The 22578-nt window shown below is 42.5% G+C and carries 20 protein-coding genes and 1 pseudogene; 15 read left to right on the top strand and 6 right to left on the bottom strand.

The genetic code is table 11. From position 1 onward, the window contains the following. Positions 1–116 precede the first annotated feature (116 nt). The gene (locus BLS69_RS07420) at positions 117–1673 is read right to left on the bottom strand and encodes a glycine betaine uptake BCCT transporter (protein ID WP_091029932.1); all 1557 of its coding nucleotides are present in this window, start codon (positions 1671–1673) and stop codon (positions 117–119) included. Between the two features lie 451 nt (positions 1674–2124). Here BLS69_RS07420 and BLS69_RS32085 point away from each other — a divergent pair, with 451 nt between their 5' ends. From BLS69_RS32085 to BLS69_RS07405, 4 genes are all read left to right on the top strand, one after another. Beyond that, positions 2125–2280, top strand: a complete 156-nt coding sequence (locus BLS69_RS32085; protein WP_176872634.1) for a hypothetical protein — start codon at positions 2125–2127, stop codon at positions 2278–2280. Then, on the top strand, positions 2240–2986 hold the full coding sequence (locus tag BLS69_RS07415) for an ABC transporter ATP-binding protein (RefSeq protein ID WP_091029931.1): 747 nt from the start codon (positions 2240–2242) through the stop codon (positions 2984–2986). Before BLS69_RS32085 ends, BLS69_RS07415 begins: the two co-directional genes overlap by 41 nt. Then, a complete protein-coding gene (locus BLS69_RS07410) occupies positions 2970–4598 on the top strand; it encodes a hypothetical protein (protein ID WP_091029928.1) in 1629 nt (542 codons plus the stop codon). Before BLS69_RS07415 ends, BLS69_RS07410 begins: the two co-directional genes overlap by 17 nt. 85 nt (positions 4599–4683) lie before the next feature. After that, positions 4684–5445: a pentapeptide repeat-containing protein gene (locus BLS69_RS07405; RefSeq protein WP_091029926.1), complete on the top strand. Its 762-nt coding sequence runs from the start codon at positions 4684–4686 to the stop codon at positions 5443–5445. 110 nt (positions 5446–5555) lie between these two features. Here the strand turns inward: BLS69_RS07405 and BLS69_RS07400 are convergent, their stop codons facing one another. After that, entirely contained in the window at positions 5556–7124 is a 1569-nt protein-coding gene (locus BLS69_RS07400) for an FAD-dependent monooxygenase (protein ID WP_091029923.1), read from the bottom strand. 130 nt (positions 7125–7254) lie between these two features. On the opposite strand from BLS69_RS07400, the gene BLS69_RS07395 reads away from it, so the two are divergent. Further along, positions 7255–7890 carry a TetR/AcrR family transcriptional regulator gene (locus BLS69_RS07395; RefSeq protein ID WP_091029920.1) on the top strand — a complete coding sequence of 212 codons (636 nt, stop codon included), beginning with the start codon at positions 7255–7257 and terminating at the stop codon, positions 7888–7890. 148 nt (positions 7891–8038) lie between these two features. Here BLS69_RS07395 and BLS69_RS07390 read toward each other — a convergent pair whose 3' ends face one another. Next, positions 8039–8296 (bottom strand): GlsB/YeaQ/YmgE family stress response membrane protein, encoded by a 258-nt coding sequence (locus tag BLS69_RS07390; RefSeq protein ID WP_091029919.1) that lies wholly within the window; start codon positions 8294–8296, stop codon positions 8039–8041. 157 nt (positions 8297–8453) lie between these two features. On the opposite strand from BLS69_RS07390, the gene BLS69_RS07385 reads away from it, so the two are divergent. From BLS69_RS07385 to BLS69_RS07375, 3 genes are all read left to right on the top strand, one after another. After that, a complete protein-coding gene (locus tag BLS69_RS07385) occupies positions 8454–9161 on the top strand; it encodes a response regulator transcription factor (protein WP_091029916.1) in 708 nt (235 codons plus the stop codon). A gap of 71 nt (positions 9162–9232) precedes the next feature. After that, on the top strand, positions 9233–10585 hold the full coding sequence (locus BLS69_RS07380; RefSeq protein ID WP_240768025.1) for a sensor histidine kinase: 1353 nt from the start codon (positions 9233–9235) through the stop codon (positions 10583–10585). A gap of 125 nt (positions 10586–10710) precedes the next feature. After that, a complete protein-coding gene (locus tag BLS69_RS07375; RefSeq protein WP_256332251.1) occupies positions 10711–11415 on the top strand; it encodes a hypothetical protein in 705 nt (234 codons plus the stop codon). Positions 11416–11538: 123 nt separating this feature from the next. Here the strand turns inward: BLS69_RS07375 and BLS69_RS07370 are convergent, their stop codons facing one another. The 3 genes from BLS69_RS07370 to BLS69_RS07360 are packed head-to-tail and all read right to left on the bottom strand — an operon-like array spanning position 11539 to position 14468. After that, positions 11539–12846 carry a sensor histidine kinase gene (locus BLS69_RS07370; RefSeq protein ID WP_091029910.1) on the bottom strand — a complete coding sequence of 436 codons (1308 nt, stop codon included), beginning with the start codon at positions 12844–12846 and terminating at the stop codon, positions 11539–11541. Next, entirely contained in the window at positions 12821–13519 is a 699-nt protein-coding gene (locus BLS69_RS07365; protein WP_091029908.1) for a response regulator transcription factor, read from the bottom strand. The genes BLS69_RS07370 and BLS69_RS07365 overlap by 26 nt, the downstream gene beginning before the upstream one ends. Beyond that, positions 13506–14468 (bottom strand): phosphatidylinositol-specific phospholipase C/glycerophosphodiester phosphodiesterase family protein, encoded by a 963-nt coding sequence (locus tag BLS69_RS07360; RefSeq protein WP_091029906.1) that lies wholly within the window; start codon positions 14466–14468, stop codon positions 13506–13508. Before BLS69_RS07360 ends, BLS69_RS07365 begins: the two co-directional genes overlap by 14 nt. Before the next feature lie 341 nt (positions 14469–14809). Here BLS69_RS07360 and BLS69_RS07355 point away from each other — a divergent pair, with 341 nt between their 5' ends. From BLS69_RS07355 to BLS69_RS07320, 7 genes and pseudogenes are all read left to right on the top strand, one after another. Continuing rightward, a complete protein-coding gene (locus tag BLS69_RS07355) occupies positions 14810–15238 on the top strand; it encodes a nuclear transport factor 2 family protein (RefSeq protein WP_091029903.1) in 429 nt (142 codons plus the stop codon). A 1172-nt stretch (positions 15239–16410) separates the two neighbouring features. Beyond that, positions 16411–16974 (top strand): GNAT family N-acetyltransferase, encoded by a 564-nt coding sequence (locus tag BLS69_RS07345; RefSeq protein ID WP_091029898.1) that lies wholly within the window; start codon positions 16411–16413, stop codon positions 16972–16974. 96 nt (positions 16975–17070) lie between these two features. Continuing rightward, positions 17071–17646 carry a TetR/AcrR family transcriptional regulator gene (locus tag BLS69_RS07340; protein WP_091029895.1) on the top strand — a complete coding sequence of 192 codons (576 nt, stop codon included), beginning with the start codon at positions 17071–17073 and terminating at the stop codon, positions 17644–17646. Positions 17647–17851: 205 nt separating this feature from the next. After that, positions 17852–18892 (top strand): NADH:flavin oxidoreductase, encoded by a 1041-nt coding sequence (locus BLS69_RS07335; protein ID WP_176872632.1) that lies wholly within the window; start codon positions 17852–17854, stop codon positions 18890–18892. 190 nt (positions 18893–19082) lie between these two features. After that, a pseudogene (locus tag BLS69_RS07330) lies at positions 19083–19514 on the top strand (substrate-binding domain-containing protein); the annotation flags it as partial. 66 nt (positions 19515–19580) lie between these two features. Beyond that, a complete protein-coding gene (locus BLS69_RS07325) occupies positions 19581–20297 on the top strand; it encodes a class I SAM-dependent methyltransferase (protein WP_091029893.1) in 717 nt (238 codons plus the stop codon). Positions 20298–20569: 272 nt separating this feature from the next. Next, positions 20570–22501, top strand: a complete 1932-nt coding sequence (locus BLS69_RS07320; RefSeq protein WP_091029890.1) for a fructose-1,6-bisphosphatase — start codon at positions 20570–20572, stop codon at positions 22499–22501. The last annotated feature ends 77 nt before the right edge of the window (positions 22502–22578 follow it).

Genomic DNA, 22578 nt, shown 5'->3' with positions numbered 1-22578 from the left:
AGCTTCATTACGTTAAAAGGCTTAGTTCAAAAACATGAAAGCTGCAAACTACATAATCAGCTTTTGTGTATAAAGATGTCATATTACAGAAGTATTTCTATAGAGAAAAGTATACATTACCTGCCAGAAATTTCATTCAGCGAGATTTCTTGTTCCTCCAGCAGTCGTTTCAGCTTTTGGCGCTGCCGTTTTTCCTTCTGACGGCGCTCTTTGTCCTCAGCCTTTAGAGCCTTGAGCAGGGAGAAACACATACCGATAAGGACAATAGCGAACGGCAATGCGGTTACAATGGATGCCGTCTGGAGGCCAGTTAACCCCCCGCTGATTAGCAGTACTACCGCAATGGAGGACTGCATGATTCCCCAGGTTAATTTCACTCTTGTACTAGGGTCCAACTTGCCATCTGAAGTGAGCATGCCCAGTACAAAGGTAGCTGAATCAGCCGACGTAATAAAGAAGATCATGATCAGCATTGTGGCGATGAATGCCACGATCGTGCCCAAAGGCAGCTGCTCCAGCATAAGGAATAAAGCAGTTGTCGTATCTTCCTTGACAGCCTCCGCCAGATGAGCGGCATTGAACAATTCCATGTGAAGTCCTGTTCCGCCAAAGACGGAGAACCAGATAAATCCGAAAAGACTTGGAATAACCATGACGTAAATTACAAATTCCTTTATGGTTCTTCCTCTGGATACCCTTGCGATAAAAGTGCCGACAAAAGGAGCCCACGAGATCCACCATGCCCAGTAAAATAACGTCCATGCTCCAATCCAGGTTTCTCTTGAGAACGGCGTCAGTCTCAAACTCATGTTAATAATATTCTGCATGTAACTGCCCAAGGTTGTTGTGAATGTGTCAAATATAAAAGAAGTCGGTCCAGTCACCAATACAAACAACATCAATAATAAAGCTATAACGAGGTTGACGTTGCTCAGAATCTTAATACCTTTATCCAGACCGGAGGTTGCCGAGATTAAAAACAGTACGGTTACAACTATGATAATGACAACCTGAGACAGTGTCGAGTTAGGAATACCGAATAAGTGATTCAGACCCCCGCCGATCTGAAGAGCACCCAATCCAAGCGAGGTAGCAACACCAAAGATGGTGGATATGACCGCCAGAATATCAATAACCTTACCAAGCCAGCCTGAAGCAAGACGCTCACCTATCAGAGGAATAAAGGTGGAACTGATCAGTCCTTTGTATCCTTTCCGGAACTGGAAGTAAGCAAGCGCTAAGCCGATGACGGTATAGATAGCCCAAGGATGCAGCCCCCAGTGGAAAAAGGAATAACGCATTGAAAGTATGGCTGCTTGCGTTGTTTCGGGTACCGCCCCCTCAGGTGCAGATAAATAGTGGGACAGCGGTTCAGCAACTCCCCAGAAAACCAGCCCAATGCCCATACCCGCGCTAAACAGCATGGACAGCCAGGAAACCGTAGAATATTCCGGCTCATCTTCGTCATCCCCGAGCCTAATGCCGCCAAATCGGCTGAACGCCAGATAGAAAGCAAAGATCAGGAAGAACAGTGTCGCTAGCAAATAAAACCAGCCAAAATTCTGAATAGAGAAGTTGTAGGCAACATTAGCCACATCCGCCAGCTGATCAGGAGCGACGGCTCCCCATATTGCAAACAGTGCAACGATGATAATTGTGATTGTAAATACCATGATGAGACCTCCGTTATGTAAGCTTCAGCCAACTATGTCTTAGTATGTGCTAGTCCGACCTGTAATATTTCGGAAAGCTAGCTGTTGATAAATTAAAACAAACCGCCATGTAATGAAACACCCTTCGGTTTTTTCGTTCCCTTTTTTAGTGGGGAATTAGCGACAAAGATTCAAGATTTATTAGGATATTTGTATTAATCCGGAATCTGAGCATAATTATCTATGTAAAGAACGAATTCCTATGGAAAGTCGCTATTATAGCGGCTTTTTTGTTGTATCAACTAGACTTTTATATGTAAATACAAGGAATTATAACGTTCAAAATAGAATACCAGTTTAGAGGCATTGTCTATTTCCAAGATCAGTTATATTGGTCAAGTGAGACGATTCACCTATTAAAGGGATATTAATTCTTATCCTTTTATCAAAAAAATTGAAGGGATTGATACGGATGAAAACTAAACAATTATTAGATATGAATAAAAACGTGAAAAATGGCATGCATGTAACTATTGAAATTTCAGGTAAACAAAAAATGAATTGGTTTGAAAGCGAGGAACAAATAAATGAAATTGGTCTTACAAAATGTAGAGAAGAGTTTTGGTGAAAAAAAAGTATTAGCCAATTTAAGTTTTCAATTTGAAAAGGGAAAGATCTATGGTCTTCTTGGGCGCAATGGCGCCGGAAAAACAACGTTATTCAATTGTTTAGGTGGCGAGATCCAAGTAGATGGCGGCAAAATGAAACTCGTCAACGGATCAAAATCGCGTGACTTGGAAATGGATGATGTAGGATACGTTTATTCACTGCCACTGTTACCAGAATTTCTGACGGGATATGAATTTGTACGTTTTTTCATCGATGTTAACGTAGATGTAATTGAAGGACGAGGTAACAATATTGATGCTCTCTTTGATATGATGCACATTGCGCAGGATGACCGACATAAGCTCATTAAACATTACTCGCATGGAATGAAAAATAAAGTTCAAATGTTGTTATTTTTACTCATAAAACCTGCAGTGATTCTGTTGGACGAACCTTTAACTTCGTTTGATGTCATCGTTGCGAGTGAGATGAAACAATTGTTACGTGATTTAAAAAAAGATCATATCCTAATTTTCTCGACCCATATATTGCAATTGGCAACGGATCTTTGTGATGAGTTAATTATTTTAAATCATGGAAGTTTAACACAGATTTCACCCGAAATTCTTACTCAGCCCGACTTTGAAGAGCAGGTAATTGAATTATTACGGAATGAAAGCCAAAATGGAAGTACGAAGGAGAACGCCTATGACGGGAATCTTTAGTACAATTTCTCGCATGTGGCAGTTACAGATGATTACGCTGGTCAACCGTTTAATCTATTTCACGCAAAAGTTACCGTTTGCAGGCAATTTAATCAGTGCACAAACTTATGCTGCTTTTCGGACTAAACGTACCATCGGTGCAATTGCGGTTATTTTATTATTTGTCGCTGGTTTATTGGAAAGCTTATTATATTTCGGGGGAATGTTTGCATTGCCCATGCTCTTATGGACGGAAAATGTTAATCGTACGGAGCATTTTAACCTTCTTCTTCACATGTATTTTTGCATAAGTGGTGTAATGGCTGGGGTAACGAGTACAAAAGTGTTGGAATCAAACAAAATGAAGTATACATCTATCCGACTTATGCGGATAAACCCAACCAAATATATGCGAGCTACGCTATTTTATCGGTATACGACATTTTTCATCTATCAAGGGATTGCTATGACTCTGGTTGCGGTACTTTTTAAATTTTCAATTCCTCATGCATTGCTGATTGTGGGAATGATGACTTTTTGGCGATTGATATGTGAATTTTTACATTTGGCATTATTTAAATGGAAGGGGATTGTTCTTGTACAGAAAACATGGGCTACGAGTTTGAGCATGTTGCTGGCACTTACTTTTGCATACCTTCCCTTCACAAAACTAAACCTTCCTCTATTTGGGTCTGTGATATTGGATCAACCATGGCTTATGACACTGATATCGTTGTCCGGGGTTATGTGTGGTTATGTTTTACTAAAATATACAGATTTCACATCTGCAGTGTGCGCAGTAACAAACCATGCCGATCCATTGTTAAATCCAGAAATACGGATTGCTGATCTTCAACAGAGAATGGTTCAGTCAAAGGATCATGATCTTGCCAGGCCTTCCTCATCTAACCTTCATGTCAACGAGCAGAGCGCATTTGAAAAAAAGGGATACGAACAATTACACGAAATTTTTGTTACCAGGCATACCACTCTCCTCCGTGCACCGTTCCACAGACGTTTATTGGCTATTATGATCATGGGCATACTCCTACCTTTGTTGGTACTCATTTTCAAAGATCATCTTTCACTAAATTCAATTGATAGATTCTCACCTTTTATCATTATGGTCATGCTAAATCTGACAGTAGGTAGCCAGATTTGTAAGGCTCTATTTTGCCATTGTGATAAGCCGCTGATGCGCTATCCATTTTATCGCCAGCATGCAAAGAAGCATTTTCTGTTAAGATTTAGAAGTATATTAAGCATAAATCTAAAGTTAGGTTCTTGTTTAGCAGCTGTGCTAAGTGTATCTATACTTGTATTAACTGGAGGAGAGGATATAAGTTTGCTACTTCCTATCTGGGTTATAACCATTGCACTTGCTGTATTTTTCTCAATACATCATCTGTTGTTATACTATGTAATTCAACCCTACACAACGGAGTTTGAAACCAATAGTCCTCTTTTCTCATTCGTAAACGGCCTTATTTCATTGAGTTTTATTGTGGCGATGTTTCTAGGTCCTACACTATGGGGATTAACCGCTGTTATCATGGTGTTGACTTTAGCCTATCTATCCAGTGCTGTCCTTCTCGTAACCAAATATGCTCAAAACCATTTTAGAGTGAAATGAGAAGTAGATTCCAAAGAGAATTCAACTCCAACATAAGGTTATTATAAATTGAAAAAGATTCTGAAGAAATGATAGGGTGATAGGGATGAGAAGACTTGAGTCTGGTATGTCAGTAAACAACGAATTATTTTCTGATATTGTCAGGTATGAACACGAAACGATAAGTGGAACGACCATAATCAACTCAAATGTTGGTTCACCCATATTTTGGAACTGTGACCTGCAGCATCTTATATTTGATACCTGCGATCTTACAAATGTGAGATTTTTTGCCGGTAGTACAATTGATCGTTGTACATTTATTCGTTCCGACTTGCGCTCTGTTGGTATTGCCAGAGACGAGGCTGTTTTCACCAATTGCGAATTTTCCTCCTGTGATATGAGAGGGATGACATTGGAGAACGCTACGTTTATCGACTGTACTTTTGTTAAATGTAGATTCAATGACCGGATTTTACGAGCGGCGAATATCGTCAATTGTTCCTTTACCGGCAAGCTAGTGGATATTACGTTTGAGGGAAATGGCAAACAAAAGCTAATCGCCAATTTTGAAAACTGCATCCTTGACGGTGTTCGTTTTGTAAGCTGTGACCTGACGCAATGTATTCCGCCAAAATCCAAAAACCATGTGTATGTTGAACAGGTATCCGCTCGTGTGAAAAATGCTCTGACGAAGATAGACGATGACCCTAATCTATCTGATGATGATCGGAAAGTACTGGTACGCAGTCTGCGCAGGCTTGAGCCTATGGAACAATATATTTTTAACACAGCGCATATGAAGAAAATATACGGTGATGTTTTTGTTGAACGATTTTTCAGTAGTCTGGATTGTAACATTGCGTAGATTTAAAAAATGGATTGAAGTAAAAGGAGAGGGGCCGCTTTTGGTGACAAAAGTTGCCCTTCTTTGATTTCCTCTTGAATTTATCTTATTTCCCGCTGACCTTGTCCAAATCAGTTCGCCCGATAAATGGAATTCAAGTAATTCGAAATCGATGAAGTATCATCAATCGAGGTACGCATTGCAATGTATCCGTCGGGACGAATCAATACAAGTTCTTTACTTGTTACATCGTAAATTCGATAGGCATTACCTGCTGTATCTATTAAACCTTCCGCCGCCCCCTCCACGTTGGATGGCAGGATATAATGTATATGGAGTTCGTTGTTGGTGAAGTTCTTCAGCGAAGGATGGATGCTGTTTGCAAAAGCCAAAAGCGTCCAGTGTGGGCCTCGCAATAGGTCAAAGAGACTTCCTGCAAATCCGGTGCCTTGCAAGCCCGTAGCATTAGGAGCACGATCCCCAGGAAATGAACGGGTAGCATTGGTTCGAGCAGAACGACGGGTAAGCGAACTTGAGCGATAGGAAATGAGAAGCCCACTCGTTAGATCGTCGGATATGGTGCTCAAGGATTGGGACAATCCTCCGCCTTCAGTCGCCGTTCCTATGACCACTCCCATCTTCTTCGTGCTGTCCTCAAGCACGGCTTGAGCCACTGGGCGGCGCTCCTCATCGTACGTGTCGAGTAAGGAGGTGTCCGCTCCCCGTATCACAGCCGCCAGCTTCCAGCCGAGATTGTACGCGTCCTGCATCCCCGTATTCATGCCTTGACCACCGGCCGGCGAATGAACATGAGCAGCATCGCCGGCAAGGAAGACCCGGCCGTTGCGGTAACATTCAACCATACGAACGTTGACCCGGTAGATGGACAGCCAGGAAGCATCCGTCAGCCGAACACGTCCGGCCCCGGCGCGGCGGTCAAACATGGCTTGATACGCCTCTAACGACGGTTTCTCTGGTTCTTCGATCTCTTGCGGAATTGTAGCCTGCAGTTGCCAAATATCGGATTTTGGCAGCGGGGTCACCCCAACCATCCCCTCCGAAGATGTCCAGATATGGATATGGTCACGATCTAACCCTTCCAATCGTACATCGCCAAGATACCAACGCTCATGATCATGTGTTTCCCCAACCAGCGGTAAGTGAATAAACTTGCGGATATTGCTTTTGCCCCCGTCAGCGCCGACGACATAACGCGCGCGAATTTTCTCTTCTCCTTGTGGTGAATTTACGGTTACCGTTACACCATCCACATCCTGAACAAGCTCTACAGCTTCCATGCCCAACTCAACTTGACCGCCAAGCACTGCATATTGGTCGCGCAAAGCTTTTTCTACATCATATTGAGCAATCCAGACCGGATCACGATAGGGTGTTTCAAGTTCGGGGCTGGCTGCAACGGTAATAGCCGGTTTGTCCACACTCCTTCCATCTGCGGTATAATAACGAACAGGCAAATCCACAACACCTGTGTCAATAATGTAGTGGACGGCCTCCAAATCATCGACGACTTCAAGCGAGCGAGGCTGGATGCCTTTGGCGCGAGAAGCAACGTGATATAAGGAGCTTCGTTCAATAATACGATGGTCGACGTTTCGACGAGCCAGATCACAGGCAAGTGTAAGCCCTGTAGGTCCGGCCCCAACAATGAGAACATCAACAAAAGACGGCTTGGTATTCATGAATAGAATCCTCCTTGATCATTGATTTGATATGCTACATTCGTTATACTACACCGTGCAGTGTAGTTTGTAAACAGAACAGAACTCTAATCAATTTCTGATGGTATACCTATAAGGGGGCAACGTAAGAATGGATCATACGGAAAACAAGAAAATCCGCAAAGGCTCTTCAGACAAAAGAGCTAAAATTATTGCGGCAGCACGAGACCTGTTTCTTTCCGATGGGTTTGATCGATCTAGCGTCGATGCGGTCGCAGCTAAAGCGGGAGTTTCCAAACGGACAGTTTATGATTATTATGGCGACAAACAGAACCTACTGCTTGCCGTTGTTGAAGAATCCAGTTTGGCGGTTCTAGACATGATTGAGCAAGGAATTTCAGATCACCTCTTGGAATTCGAGGATCTGAAACAGGCGCTCATCTTATTTTGCGAACAAATCGTAGCTTCTGCGAACGGTTCGTCCGATTACATGGCTTTGATCCGTCTGGTTATGGTGGAAGCCGCCAATCTGCCAGACTCGTTTTTTGAAAGGCTGGATAACGCAACGGAAGAGGGGATTATCAGGAGGTTTACAGAGTTTGGACATACCGGATTGCTCCATGTGCCCGATCCTGAAATGGCTACAAAGCACTTCGCTGCATTAACGTTTTTATTGGTATTTAATCAACCTAGAAAAACAGAGGCATTGGAAGAGCAACAAATCAAACGTATCATCACTGAAGGCGTACGCGTCTTTCTTTGTGCTTATGCACCTCGTACCAATTAAAACGAAAATCAACCATCATACGGATTGCGTTTTTGTTCAAAAATAAAAAAAGGACCGTAAATGTTCATCTTCCATCGATGAATGCTTTCGGTCCTTTTATGTTTATCCTGTACTAATGAACGACGGTATCGGTTTCCGCCTCTCTTGGTTAACGTCTTCGGAAGGCTCCGCCGCGTGCCAGAGCGAAGAAGATTAGTAGGGCAATAATCGAGCCAACAATGGCTGGAATAATATGAAATCCGCCAATCACCGGTCCCCTTGGTCCCAGCAATTCCGTTCCTAACCAAGAACCGATAAAACCCGCAATAACATTCCCAAGTACACCGCCCGGTACGTCCCGCCCAATCAAGTTGCCGCTTAACCAACCAATAAGTCCACCAACAATGAGTACCCAGAGCAGATCCATGGATTGTTCTCCTTTCTTCGAGTTTATTACAAGTTATGTTGGGCTGAGTGGAATATACCTCACCTTCCAGTTGGTGGAGGAAACTAAAGCGCCTGTGCTAAGATGGGTTAATAATTGATTAAAGCTGGTGAAAACAAGGCTAGATAGGGGTGTACAGTTGAAGAAAATCCTAGTCATTGATGATGAAATCGCAATTCGAGATTTAATTGAGCTGGTGCTAAGGCGAGAAAAATACGATGTGCAGACCGCAGAGGACGGCAAAACGGGCTTGCAGCTGCTTGACTCTTTTCAACCCGATTTAGTCGTACTTGATCTGATGCTGCCAGACTGCTCTGGATATGACTTGTGTAAGGAAATAACCGGAAAGCGTGCCATTCCAGTGATCATGCTCTCTGCCAAAAATGAGGTAATCGACAAGGTGTTGGGACTAGAGCTAGGGGCGGAAGATTACATGACCAAACCCTTTGACAATCGTGAATTGCTCGCTCGGATCAAGGTTATTCTGAGAAGAAATGAGAGCAGGGAGGACACAAGTGAAGGGACAGAAGTGCAATCGACACGTATCATTCATGAAGAGCTGACTTTTGACCTGGAGAGCCGAAGAGTGCTGAAAAACGGTGTACCCGTGTCTTTAACGGCCAAAGAGTTTAAAATTCTGGAAACGTTACTGAAAAGGCCAGAAAAAATCTTTACCCGGGACGAACTGCTGCAGATCGGATGGGGATATGACTTTATGGGAGACAGTCGCAGTGTGGATATGACCATCATGAGATTACGGAAGAAGCTCGAGGATAACGCGGACGAACCGAAGTATGTCAGGACGATCTATGGATTTGGCTATCAACTTGGAGGTGGCGAGGCCTGAAGTATGCAACCCGGTTACTGCTGAATTATTTATTTTTCTCCGTGCTCTCCTTTGGCATCATCATTTTTGCGGTGAATAAAGCCATCGATTACTACAGCTTCATTACCATTGAGAAACAGATGATGGAGAAGGCAGATCTGTCGGAGTTGTCCTTCCGTGAGGTGTTGGCACAGCATAGGTCATCGTCAGGAGAGCCCCAGACGAAGGAAATTGCCAGACTTGCTCTGGAGAAACTGAAAGCTTCAGGCAAGGAAGTACGTATCTATGACAGCTCCAAGCAATTGCTGGGCCTGGCTGTGGATGGCATCATCATTAATGATGGCAAACCGCTTATTTTTGACAAAAATATTGAGAAAGCACTGAGCGGCAGTTATGCCTACACCGTTACGGAAAATCATCTGCTTTATTTTGCGACACCCATTCAGGATCAATTCTACGAGAACGCTTATGTGTATGAGTTCGTGGAGGACATTTCCTACTTTTATGCAATTATGGATCAAATCCGTTATATCCTGTTTGTCGGTGCAGGCGGATTTATTATACTGATTACATTATCCAGTCTGTGGATTGCCCGCAACACAACCAAGCCGATTAAACTGTTGCTTGGCGCTGCGCAAAGTTTCTCTAGACAGGAGTTTCGGAGAGTCCAACTAAACCGGAAGGATGAGCTGGGCATGCTGGCAGATGGGCTGGATTCCATGGGGCGGCAGCTTCATGATTACATTCAGTACCAGAAACAATTTGTCTCCAACGTATCTCACGAGTTAAAAACACCCTTGGCAGCCATTCGTGGTTTCTCTCAATACTTGGTTGAAGGGGAGACTGAGAACAAGGAACTGCAAAAAATCTATGCTCATCTGTTGCAGGAATCAGATCGGCTGACGCGCTTGATTAATGAACTGTTATTGCTATCCCGATTCGACAAAGCTGGTTCCAGCGAACTGGAAGTTGAAAAGACGGAAATGAATGAACTGATTCAGGAAGTCACAATGAATATGGGAGCCAAGGCTAAGGATAAAGGGATCGAGATCAAAGTTAGTAAAGTGGAGGGAGGATCGGCAGATGGAGGTCTGACAAGAGTCTACGCCGAGGTCAATCCAATGTTGATGTCCCATGCAATCGCCAACCTTGTGGACAATGCCATCAAATACTCAGGAAGTCACTCACAGATTAAAGTAGAGATGGAGCATACGCCAAGTGAGGTGGTTATACGGATACGTGATCAAGGGATCGGCATCGCGGGCGATGAGCTGGAGAGAGTGCAGGAACGTTTTTACCGGGCGAAAAATGCAAGCACAGCGAACGGTTCAGGTCTTGGACTTTCCATTTGCAAGGAGATTGTAGAGCGGTTTAATGGATATATCGACATGGAAAGTCAAATCGGGGAAGGTACAACCGTTACGATTGTTTTGCCTCGTGCGTAGACCTGCATCTAAACCCAAGCCTAAATAGGTAACGTTACAAGATTGGTACATTTCTGTTATGAGACTAACAAATGTTTTATTTATAATCACTTCATAAGAACAAATCACACATTTATGGAGGGATCATGATGAAGTTAACAAAGAAAGCTGCAGGTTTTATCGTACTAGGTGCTTTACTAACGGTGGCATTAACAGGCTGTCAGTCCAGTGATGCTACATCTCCAGCAACCGGACAGAACACAGCGAATGAACAAAGCAAAGGTGAAGGAGCAACAAATGCTAGTGCGCCTGCTTCAGAAAATTCGGAAGAAAAGGGTACTGAAGCTATTAAAGAAGGTTCGATGGAAAAGGAAGGAAATGTGGTGCTGAAAGAGCTTGCTTTTGTCTATAATGAGCACACCATTGCTATTTCGGATACAGCGAATGAAGATCAGATGGAACAGATGCTGGGTAAACCGGATAACCTGAAATCTCATACGTACAGTGCCGACGATGGAACAAACATGGATACGTTAATCGGTTTTACAGAAAAAGTGTACACGTATCCTGGTCTGGAGATTAAAACAATCAGTATACCGGAGGGGAAACAAGACTCCATCTTTCATATTGAAATCACAGACCCCAAGTATGCGACAGTCCGAAACATTAAAGCAGGAGACAGCCTGGATACACTCAAAAACGCCTACCCTGAGGGGAAACTGCTTGGTGATGGAGCTCCAGATGAGGAGGATGACTTCCGTTACGAGCCATCCAATTATGTGGATGTGATGTCGTTTCATATCAAGGATGCCAAGGTGGAGAGCATTCAGATCTACAGCCTTCTGGACTAATATTTAGGAATCGATGTTGGTAAGCCATTCATACGATTCACCTTTAACACCTGAATAACAATGAAAAGTTAACCCTCATACTCCTGAAAAGGAGCATTGAGGGTTAACGTAGTTTTAGGACCTTTAAATTAAGCGCTGCTTGGGCAAATGCATAATAACGTTGAATTGATCACCATGAATTTCGATTTTGATCTCCCCGCCGTGCAGCTCAACGATACTTTTCACAATGGACATCCCTAGGCCGGAGCCTTCTGTCTGGCGAGATTCATCTGCTCTTTTGAAACGTTCGAACAACTCTTCCGCAGCAAAATCAATCTCATAAGCAGCAGTATTTTGTATTTTGAATAATACCAGATCATCAGACTGGTCCAAATAAATATAGATTCTGGTTCCTGGAAGCGAATATTTCTGCGCATTGCCAATTAAATTTTCGAATACACGCCAAATTTTATTGCCATCCAAATGTGCATGGATCGGGAATTTCGCAATCCTCTCCCGAATCACAGGCGACGCTTGTCCCATACTGGTGTTGGACTCAGCAATCGCCTGTGTCAACAAGGTCGCGACATCGACGTACTCAATATCCAGCTCTACTGTACCGCTGGCCATCTTTGAGATTTCGAACAGGTCTTCTATCAACAGCTTCATCCGTAGCGCCTTCCGGTCCAGGGTTTCAATATAGGCTCGGGTGGTCTCACTAGACAGATCTTCTTTTTTTAATAAATCAACATAGTTGATAATAGAAGTAAGCGGGGTTTTCAAATCATGTGATACGTTGGTAATCAGCTCTGTTTTTAACCGTTCGCTCTTCATCTGATTCTCCAGCGCGCTTTGATACCCGGCTTTCATATTGTTAATATAGCCAGCAAGCTTGGATAGATCATCCTTGCCGGTATCCTGAATTGTGTTCTGAATGTTCCCTTCGGCAATCTCTTTGCTCCCGTTGATAATGGCGATGAATCTTCTAAGCTTGGAAAGTATATATGGAACCAAGAACAACACGTAGAGCAACAAATAAAGTAGAAGCCACCCCTGTCCGTAATATGTGACTGCCTGCCAAATACAAATGCCGGCTATCGCGGTTAGCAAAAGCATCATGATGAGGCCAAACGTTAGTCTCCAGTTTTGTAAACTGGCTCTAAGACCGGTTCTCCAAATATGAAAGTAATCCATCAGCAGACTGCCATGCCAGAAGGAACGCATACTATGGGGTGCCTTAAAATAAAGAAACAGTCTGCTTGCCAGCAGGCAAAGAATAATTAAGGCAAGCAGTGTCTGGAGGTAACTTGAGGTTGAATAGCTCAGACTCAACCCCGTGTATGAATACCTGTTTATGAGTACGAGGCTCCATAAAATCGCGGCGACAATGATGACAATAAGGTCGATTGGAACCTTCCGATCGGCTTTATTTTTTCTCGATTTTGTATCCAATTCCCCATACCACCTTTAAATATTTTGGGTCTTTGGGATTGATTTCAATTTTTTCACGAATGTTTCTCACATGTACGGCAACCGTATTGTCTGAAGTGAAGATCAGTTCATTCCACACGCGCTCATAAATCTCTTCGATTGAGAAAACCCTACCCTTATTCTCCATCAGCAGCTCCAAAATTTTGTATTCTTTCGGGGTCAATCTGACGTCCTCTCCATCTATCTCAACAGTCTTCGAGCTTTTGTTCAGCACGAGTCCTCTTACTTGAATGAGCTCATCCCCGTTTGACTGGAAGGAACCTAAATTCGTAAACCGGCGCAGCTGAGATCGGACTCTAGCGATCAGCTCTAGAGGATTGAACGGCTTCGTAATATAGTCATCAGCCCCAACGTTGAGTCCCAAAATCTTGTCGTTATCTTCTGACTTGGCGGAAAGCATAATGATCGGTATATTTTTGTTTTCACGAATTTTAAATGTCGTTTTAATTCCATCGAGCTGTGGCATCATGTTGTCCATGATAATAAGATGAATGGTTTCTTGTTCAAGAATTTCCAGCGCCTCCAATCCGTTAGAGGCAGTTAATACATCCACATCTTCGCTTTTCAAATAAATAACGAGCGCTTCTCGAATTTCCGGTTCATCGTCTACAACAAGAATGTTATTTATAGCCATTATTTCTCACCTTCATCACGATATTTCTTATACTTACTAATCCGGAACTCATGTATCCAGAAAATTCAACATGGCCGGGGAGAGCGTCTGCAAGCATCAGCTCCTCTGGTGATTCTTCCTGATCCGTGTAAAATCCATGCACCCCGAACCTGGACAGAATCTGCATAACCGGTCTGCTGTTGACGGTGTGAACATAACTTTTCACCCCAAACTTATGTAGTGTTGGAACTAAATTGGGGTTTAGATACACGCGGTATACAGGCATGGCAACCGCTGTCAGTTGTTTGTCCCTAACGAATTCTACAATACTTTCGGCGGAGGCGCCAGTTTTGTAAAGTGAATATATTTTGTTTGGAAAGGGGTGGATTCCCATAACCGTGTCATACATTTCCGGGCTGAAAATTTCAGGTATAATCCGGTTGAGCAGTGCAGGATCCGTACGTCGAACCTCATTGACTAGATGCACAAACTGCTGCTGAATTTGCTCTTTGCTGCCTGCTTTCGTATCCACAATTAAGTCAAAATCAGGATATTGCTGCATCAGCTGCAGTATGTCTGGCAGTGTAAGAGGGTGGAATCTTCCCATGATAAGCGACTTTGCAAATTGAATCCTTGTTACGTTTCGTCCGCGATGAGCCGCCAAATCCGGCTGTAGCCTCTGCGACCAATCATGTCTGGCTACAAGCTTCCCGTCCGTCGTCTGCACAAGATCAACCTCGAACAAACGGTACCCTCTATTGTAATTGGTTATAAATGCCTCATAAGAATTGGTGTAACTAGCCCCGTTAACTCCACCAAATGCATGTGCAATAAGCCTATTTTCCTGCCAGTCGCTGGTGCCAGCTGTAGATTCCAGCTGATTCTGACCTGTCCTAACAAGCCCCCAGTTGCACCAGATCATTCCTGCCGTAATGACTATGAGTAAGCTTAACATCATCGTTTTCTTCATTCGTTCTGCTCCTTTGTTATCCCGATGTAAGTCATACTACAGGACTCAAATGAAGAAGGAGTGGTATAAAAACGAAGGAATTTATGAAGTTTGTACAATTCACTACCAAACGAGATTTCTTCTCTGAAGACCTCTCTCCGAACCTGTAGGGATTCTTAAAGTTCTCATAAGATAGATACTAGCATTTTCAACCTCTTTTTTATTGTTCGAAAATTTTCGAATTATGTATTGCAGCTATGTGGGAAGTGTGATATATTTCTTTTCAGGCCAAACAGTTCGAAAATATTCGAACTGAAAACTATACTACGTAAGACAGTATAGAAAATACAGGAGGTAATAACATGTCCAATACAGCAACCGCTGGCAATACTACTAACTCTCTGAAAACCGATGCAAACATCACGATGTTAAATAATTATTTTCGCTTGTTTGATGCATCTCGCACTGACGATCGGGCTATGAAGGACTTGTTATCCTTATTTACGGAGGATGTCGAAGTTATTTCGAACGGTAGCAGCCGAACAGGATTCGAAGTAGTTATTAAGACTATTTATGAATACAACAAAGACATTAAACATATGTGGGATGCATGGGTACTTCAGCCCGACGGCAGTTATCGAACTAACTGGGCAGTATGCGGTCAAGCAGTAGATGGCACGGTTTTCACCAAAGAAGGTATAGATATTATGCGTTTAAATGAAGAGGGAAAGATTATGTATATGAAGAACGTGCAGACGACTGAAGATGCTTACAATGAATATTTCTCGTAAGGGTAGTTGTTACTTAGGTCTTTGGTAAGAAACAATTGCTGGTTTGCTACATAGTAACCCATTTTTTTGATCAGTAGGCATAATTTTATCGACTTATATTTTAGATTCACAGCATTTGTGGCCTTCAACCGAACTATCCTAAAACTAAAGAAACCGATGGAACTTTACATTTGTAAATGCCCATCGGTTTTTATTTTATCTCAACAATAAGATACCTTCTTATTCTGGTGAAAATAGGTCAGGCTGGATAACTTGGCTAGGTGTGTAGCGTAGAGTGAGCTTCGTGCTAATCTAACATGATTTTCTCGTTAACCATCTGATAGTAATACTCATCCATCTGTTCTGCCGTAACATCTTCTTCAAGATGATATATCCACCACTTTTGCATTGAAGTCGATTGCCAAACTGTTAGAGCTAGATATTAAAAAAGTGATTACGTATCATGGTAACGAAGTTACAAATCAGATTAATGACAGTCTCCAGAAGATTGTAAATATGAAATCTATCATTGACCACGAGTGAGGAGCAATCAACCTGGAAGCAAGCAAAACTCTTTTAATGGAATAACTTATCATGATGAAGTCGTCATTTTCGCGGCTTTGTTTATTTTGTTGACTATTGTCAGGTTAGTGTAATTTCCCGTTTTAGTTAACGTTATAATATAAACAGAGTTCAAGACATGAATACAATAAATGGAGGGGTAGGATTGAACAAGTATGTGTTACATATAGTTGCAAGTGTAATTTGCATATTGTTACCTGCTGTTGGTCTCTTATATGTTTTGTGGGATAGCCACCAACCCAAAATAGGACCTGTAGGAGACGGAAAACCGAATTATCCTTCAATATCTCAATGGATATCCATTAGCTCTTCTTTTATTCTTGGAGTAGTTAATTTACCTCTTTCCATAATTCGATATAGACAAAAGACTAAAGAAGATATTAAAAGTTAATGCTTATTACGCTGACGGGCAGGATAGATGAATTTTGTGAATATACGCCAGGTATGCGAACGATAAAAACATAAACTTTTAAGATTAAAGACATGCTACAGTCTTCAGAATCGCAGAATTCGTCAAAGGAAGTATAAAAGAACTAGGCAGTAGAGTGCCTATCGTCAGGCAAGAGAAGGGTGATCACGATAAATCTGAATTAAAGCTGGAGGCGAATGAAATGCTGGAATTAGAGTTTACGACTATAGAGGAGTGGGATGAAGCATTGTGGGCGCGGATGGAGCGAATCTATCATGAGGCTTTTCAACGCGGTGCTAAGACAAAAGCGATTCTGCGCAGTATGCTGGACCGGAAAATTGGTTATTTACACACGGGCGTGCATCATGGAGAAGTGGTTGCGATGGCTGTTACTGGACTGGAGGGGAAGGTTGCGGACCGCATTCTGATCATCGATTACCTCGCGGTTGAACAGAAGCTGCGCGGGTTGGGCTTAGGGACCTGGATGCTGGAGCAGCTCAGAGCCTGGGCGTTAAGGGAACACCGGATCAAAGGTATGATTATCGAGGCGGAGTTCGGGACAACGGAGGCTCATCAGGAACGCATTCAGTTCTGGCAACGCAACGGGTTCATCCTAACCTCCTATGTCCATCAATATAGAATGGTGCCAGAGCCGTATCAGGCAATGATGCTGCCAATGGATACAAGTACGCATGTGCCTGATGATGGTGAAGCACTGTTTCGTTATATCAATGCTTTTCACAAGGTTGCTTACCGGAAGAGTTAGACCGCATTCAATGGACCTGCAGGAAATTACCGTAGAGATTAGGATGAAAAATGATCAATTCTTGACTGCATGGTCAATAACTGATACATTAATCCCATGAGCAGACCAAGAGAATTTGATGTCGATCGTGTATTACACCAGTCTATGGAAGTATTCTGGAATCAAGGCTTCAAAGCAACTTCTTATGAGGACCTTACGCGTACTACAGGAGTCAAAAAGCAAAGTTTGTACTGTGTTTTTAAAGACAAGCGATCGTTGTTCCTGAAGGCGTTGGCACTTTACCGTGAACAGGTTATAGCGAAACTGAAAGAGATTGAAACCCTGGATTCGTCTCCCGTTGATAAACTGGATACCTTACGATATTCCCTTTTAGACGATGAAACTGGCTGCCAAGGGTGTCTAATTGTGAATGCATCACTCGAATTCGGAACAGATGACGAGCAGGTCACCCGCGAAGCTGAGCTCATGGCAGAAGAGATTCAACTGGTATTAGAGAAGATCATAAGTAGTGGCCAGAAACAACAGTTAATTTCCAACCGGTATACGAGTATAGAGCTTGCATCTTATCTAAATAACACCATCCTTGGTGTGAGAGTTATGGAGAAATCTGGTTCATCCCGTGAACAGATCGAGACGGTTCTGCGTACTTCATTTGGCATGATCATGTCTTGATCTTTTTTTTGTGAAATTCTTGACTACGAAGTCAAAAATAAATGAAGGCGGATCAATACACCACGAAACCTTGAAGGAGGTGGGGCTTTTCGATAAAGATCGTGTATTGATTCATTTGGAAGTAACATCTAGTTGTTAACCAGGCTGGTTGCTGTTTAACATCTCCTAGGTCAATTTATATAAAACGAAATATGTGGAGGTTATTATGAATTATTCTCAATCCGTAGAAGCATTGTTCCAACCTATAGAGTTAGGTCACTTGAAGTTATCCAATCGGATCGTGATGGCGCCAATGACGCGTCAATTTTCTCCGGACGGTATCCCGGGTTCGAATGTTGCGGGCTATTACCGCCGTAGAGCAGAGAACGCAGTGGGGCTGATTGTGACGGAAGGGACAATAATTAATCATCCGGATGCATCCAATCAAGCCAATGTGCCGCACTTTTATGGCGAAGCTGCAATGAATGGCTGGGCACATGTTGTATCTGAAGTACATGAAGCTGGCGGTCGAATTATTCCACAGATCTGGCATATGGGAGCCAAAGGTCATGTTAATGATTATTCGGAAGCTGAGATTGCTACAATCGTTCAAGAATTCGCAAAAGCAGCCTCAGAAGCGAAACGCGTTGGGTTCGATGGTGTTGAAATCCATGGAGCACACGGCTATCTAATCGACCAATTCCTGTATAAGAAAACCAACTCTCGTACGGATCGTTATGGTGGAGATATGATGGCTCGCACACGTTTTGCAGTTGAAGTGATTGAGGCTTGCCGTAAAGTAGTGGGATCGGAATTCCCTATTGTACTGCGTTTATCTCAGTGGAAGACAGATGATTATCAGGCTAAATTGGCTGAAACACCGGAATTACTGGAGCAGCTTCTCGCACCGTTGGTTCAAGCTGGAGTCGATATCTTCCACTGCTCCACACGCCGTTTCTGGGAGCCGGAATTCGAAGGGTCTGATCTGAATTTTGCTGGTTGGACCAAAAAACTGACTGGTAAACCGACAATCACTGTTGGATCGATTGGTCTTGATGGTGACTTTACAAGTCTGTTCACAGAAGGTAAAGGCGCAAGTAACGTCGGTATAGAGGGATTGGTACAACGACTTCAGAATGATGAGTTTGATCTGGTTGCTGTAGGCCGTGCTCTTCTAGTCGACCCTGAATGGGCTAAGAAAATTCAAGAAGGACGTACTGGTGATCTGGTTCCATTCACAAGAGAGGCGATGACTGTACTTACTTAATTGTAGTTATAATCATTAGGAATATGTATTAATCAAACACACCTTCAAGAGAATGAAACCTTGTCGTAAGATAGGGGAGATCATCTTGGAGGTGTGTTTGTAATGGCAACCAGAGTGAGTTATCCGGTAGAATTAAAGATGAAAGCCATAGAAATGAGACTGGCAGAGGTTTCAGTTTCGGAATTGAGAATTGCTGGAAGAACATTTCCGATTGTTAACTGCTCCAGATCACCCACTCGCCAAACGAACTGTGCTGCAATTGGAAGATTCTCATGATGAAGTGTTCCTGACAAATGAGAAGGGGTGTCCATATCGAACGATGTTTGATCGGTCATTTGAGAAAGAGGGCATTGATAACATTACATATTTAGAGTTTCAAAGTGCTGAAGCCATTAAACAATGTGCAATTTCAGGAATCGGTATTGCCTTTCTTCCTGAGATCGTCGCTGAATCTGAAGTTGAACGTGGAGAACTTGTTGTCCTCCCATGGCAGATTCCGGACTTGCAGGTATATACACAGATGTTGTGGCATAAAGACAAGTGGCTTTCACCAATCATGTTATCTTTTATAGAAGCAACCAGGGAAGTTTTTGGTTCACAGAATGAAAATAAAACCGTATAGCTTATGTATGAGACATCAAACTGTTGAGCACAGTAAAACGCTGTTGAAAGTGGGGAGACATTATTTATGATTCCATTAGTATACGACCAGATTAACCATTGGGGAAAAGACGATGAATTTTTCCTTGCATTGTTAAAGAGATTAAAAGTAGAATTCATAGCTGACCTGGGCTGTGGAACAGGAAGATGGACTACTCATCTTGTTCAGTGCGGTTATAAAATTACCGCTATAGATCCCAATGAAGAAGCGATTGAATTGGCGAGAAGTAAAGATAATTCTGGAAATGTGAATTGGATTATAGGTGATAGTGCAGATTTACAAACCAATACCTATGATGCGGTAATTATGACAGCTAATGTTGCACAGGTATTTCTTACAGATGATAGTTGGAAGCGAGTAATCTCAGACGTATTCCGATCCCTAAAAATTGGGGGTCACTTTATTTTTGATACAAGAAACCCTTTGGTAAAAGTATGGGAAGAATGGGAGAAGGACAAAACTCCTGACTTAGCTAAAGATAAACTAAGCGGAGATCCTTTAGAAATTTATACAGAATATGAAGGGTTTGAGGGAGATATTTACACTTTCTATGAAATTGTAAAAAATACAAAAACAGACGAAGTGTTAGTTCATGAAAAAATGCAGCTAAGGTTTCGAAATCAAGACGAATTCGATGAATCGCTGAAACAAATCGGTTTTTCGAAAATTAAAACATATGGTGATTGGGAATTCAAACAAGCAAATTCTGAGAATAGATCGTTTATTTTTCATTGTGTAAAATAGCAGTTAGTTAAAAAATGTCGAGGGACAAAAACATGATCCCATTGAAAGTCGCTATTTTAGCGGCTTTTTTATTTTATAACTACAAAACATTGTTTCGTTCAAAATCCATTCAATGAAATTTGTTCATATATGATGAACTGGAGTATGATGGGGGAAGGCGATGCTGATAATTACCATATAATCAATGCCAAGTATAGAGTAATTTTATGTAGGTCTAAAGCTTTTGGACCCGGCTATACAACACCATACTTCCTTGAAGGGGGACATCTGTTTTGGATGAGCAGTTTCTAGATTTATTGGCCGAGAAATATGATACGGAAGAAAAAATCATAACAGAGATCATCAACCTTGAAGCGATCTCCAATCTCCCGAAGGGAACCGAGCATTTTGTCAGTGATTTGCATGGGGAGTTCCAGGCTTTTCAGCATGTACTAAGAAACGGTTCGGGTACCGTCAAAGAGAAAATCAAAGAATTATTCCGGAAGGTTTGGACGGATCAAGAAATCAATGATTTTGCGGCATTGGTTTATTACCCGGAAGAAAAAATACAGCTGGTTATAGGGGAACTGAGCAATAAACAGGCTTTGAACCAGTGGTATAGACTAACGATTGAACACATGCTTAAGCTTATTTCTTATGCCTCTTCAAAATATACGCGCTCGAAATTGCGTAAAGCTCTGCCGGAGCAATATGTATATATTGTAGAAGAGCTTTTATACAAGACGGATTCGACCAACAATAAGGATCCTTATTACGAGGAAATATATCGGCAAATTATATCCTTGGGCCAGGCGGACAATCTCATTATCGGCCTTGCTTATACGACTCAACGCCTGGTGGTTGACCATCTTCATGTGGTTGGAGATATCTATGACCGGGGGCCGTACCCCGATAAAATTATGGATACACTGATCAACTACCATTCTGTAGACATTCAGTGGGGTAACCATGATGTCCTCTGGATCGGAGCCTACGCGGGTTCTCTGGCCTGCCTTGCGAATATTATTCGGATCTGCGCCAGATACGACAATCTGGATATCATCGAAGATGTATACGGAATCAATCTGCGCCCACTGCTAAACCTGGCGGAGAAATACTATGAGGACAATCCATCTTTCAGACCTAAGCTACAGGCTGGTCATAACCTAACGGAGCAGGAAATTCTGCAGATCACGAAAATTCACCAAGCCATTGCCATGATTCAGTTTAAACTTGAAATCCCGATTATCAAGAGACGCCCATACTTTAATATGTCTGAAAGACTTTTGCTGGAGCAGATTGATTACGACAAAAATGAAATCAACATCTGCGGTAAAACATACCTGCTGGAAAACACCTGTTTTGCAACCATAAATCCGCAGAAGCCTGAACAATTGCTGGAGGAAGAACGCCAGGTGATGGAAAAGCTGCTGTTTTCCGTTCAGCATTCCGAAAAGATGGCCAGACATATGAATTTTCTTATGAAAAAGGGTAGCCTTTATTTAAAATACAACGGGAATTTGTTAATCCACGGCTGTATTCCTTTGGATGAAGAAGGAAATATGGAAGAAATGCAGATTGAAGACAAGACATATGCCGGCCGTCAATTGCTTGATGTTTTTGAGGATTATTTACGTTACGCCTTTGCGCATCCGGAAGAGACAGAAGATCTGGCGACGGATATGGTATGGTACATCTGGACAGGGGAATGTTCCTCGCTCTTTGGAAAGAGAGAAATGACCACTTTTGAACGGTATTTTATCCAGGATAAAGACGCACATAAGGAGAGAAAGAACCCTTACTACCATTTACGTGAAAATGAAGAGATCACTCGAAAAATTTTGCAGGAGTTTGATTTGAATCCAGATCACGGACATGTCATTAACGGTCACACGCCAGTCAAAGAAAGTCGTGGAGAGAGCCCTGTTAAAGCAAACGGAAAAATGATCGTGATTGACGGCGGTTTTTCCAAAGCCTATCAGTCCACAACGGGCATTGCCGGATATACCTTGCTGTACAATTCCTTTGGTATGCAGCTCGTCGCCCATCAGAAATTTAATTCAAAAGAAGATGTGTTATGTAACGGAACGGACGTGTTATCTCTAAAAAGATTGGTGGACAAAGAACTGGCGCGGAAGCTGGTGAGGGAAACCAATGTAGGCGAAAAGCTGCTGTGGAAAATCTCAAATCTGAAGGATCTTCTAGAATATCGCTACATGAAATGAAACGATTGCTAAAAGTACACACCCGGATCAACTGTTTGAGTGCAATTTGACGTAGACGCTCGTATTGGCAAGGGAAG

The organism is Paenibacillus sp. CF095 (assembly GCF_900101225.1).
In the GTDB taxonomy this organism is placed as follows: domain Bacteria; phylum Bacillota; class Bacilli; order Paenibacillales; family Paenibacillaceae; genus Paenibacillus.
Note: the sequence above shows the minus strand (reverse complement) of the source record. Positions and strands in the feature narration are given on the sequence as shown.

Excerpts from the sequence above, each read along its gene's own strand:
- BLS69_RS07420 (WP_091029932.1), bottom strand. The coding sequence starts at position 1,673 with ATGGTATTTACAATCACAATTATCATCGTTGCACTGTTTGCAATATGG.
- BLS69_RS32085 (WP_176872634.1), top strand. The coding sequence starts at position 2,125 with ATGAAAACTAAACAATTATTAGATATGAATAAAAACGTGAAAAATGGC.
- BLS69_RS07415 (WP_091029931.1), top strand. The coding sequence starts at position 2,240 with ATGAAATTGGTCTTACAAAATGTAGAGAAGAGTTTTGGTGAAAAAAAA.
- BLS69_RS07410 (WP_091029928.1), top strand. The coding sequence starts at position 2,970 with ATGACGGGAATCTTTAGTACAATTTCTCGCATGTGGCAGTTACAGATG.
- BLS69_RS07405 (WP_091029926.1), top strand. The coding sequence starts at position 4,684 with ATGAGAAGACTTGAGTCTGGTATGTCAGTAAACAACGAATTATTTTCT.
- BLS69_RS07400 (WP_091029923.1), bottom strand. The coding sequence starts at position 7,124 with ATGAATACCAAGCCGTCTTTTGTTGATGTTCTCATTGTTGGGGCCGGA.
- BLS69_RS07395 (WP_091029920.1), top strand. The coding sequence starts at position 7,255 with ATGGATCATACGGAAAACAAGAAAATCCGCAAAGGCTCTTCAGACAAA.
- BLS69_RS07390 (WP_091029919.1), bottom strand. The coding sequence starts at position 8,296 with ATGGATCTGCTCTGGGTACTCATTGTTGGTGGACTTATTGGTTGGTTA.
- BLS69_RS07375 (WP_256332251.1), top strand. The coding sequence starts at position 10,711 with ATGATGAAGTTAACAAAGAAAGCTGCAGGTTTTATCGTACTAGGTGCT.
- BLS69_RS07365 (WP_091029908.1), bottom strand. The coding sequence starts at position 13,519 with ATGGCTATAAATAACATTCTTGTTGTAGACGATGAACCGGAAATTCGA.
- BLS69_RS07360 (WP_091029906.1), bottom strand. The coding sequence starts at position 14,468 with ATGAAGAAAACGATGATGTTAAGCTTACTCATAGTCATTACGGCAGGA.
- BLS69_RS07355 (WP_091029903.1), top strand. The coding sequence starts at position 14,810 with ATGTCCAATACAGCAACCGCTGGCAATACTACTAACTCTCTGAAAACC.
- BLS69_RS07345 (WP_091029898.1), top strand. The coding sequence starts at position 16,411 with ATGCTGGAATTAGAGTTTACGACTATAGAGGAGTGGGATGAAGCATTG.
- BLS69_RS07340 (WP_091029895.1), top strand. The coding sequence starts at position 17,071 with ATGAGCAGACCAAGAGAATTTGATGTCGATCGTGTATTACACCAGTCT.
- BLS69_RS07335 (WP_176872632.1), top strand. The coding sequence starts at position 17,852 with ATGAATTATTCTCAATCCGTAGAAGCATTGTTCCAACCTATAGAGTTA.
- BLS69_RS07325 (WP_091029893.1), top strand. The coding sequence starts at position 19,581 with ATGATTCCATTAGTATACGACCAGATTAACCATTGGGGAAAAGACGAT.